We start from the raw sequence: 266 nt of genomic DNA, 5'->3' as shown, positions 1-266 counted from the left end.
CATCACCCGCTCGGCGTGGTCCCACATCTCGTCGGTGCCGACCCGCTTCTCCGGTCGCGTCGAGAGCTTGACCGTGAGCTCGCCGTCAAAGCCGAAATCGGCGTAGGTCGACAGGATCAGGTCGTTGATCTTGAGGCACTCTTCGGCGAGCTGCTGTTCGGTGCAGAACACGTGGGCGTCGTCCTGGGTGAAGCCGCGCACCCGCATCAGGCCGTGCATCGCGCCCGACGGCTCGTAGCGATGCACGACGCCGAACTCGGCGAGGC

1 protein-coding gene is annotated in these 266 nt (G+C 66.2%); it reads right to left on the bottom strand.

Annotated features, from left to right (window positions below):
• Nucleotides 1-266 (bottom strand): aminoacyl--tRNA ligase-related protein (locus ACZ3HH_RS30255; protein ID WP_465810291.1); only part of this gene is annotated, 266 nt, incomplete at both ends.

Source organism: Pseudomonas sp. PME37.24/025, from assembly GCF_055556615.1.
Note: the sequence above shows the minus strand (reverse complement) of the source record. Positions and strands in the feature narration are given on the sequence as shown.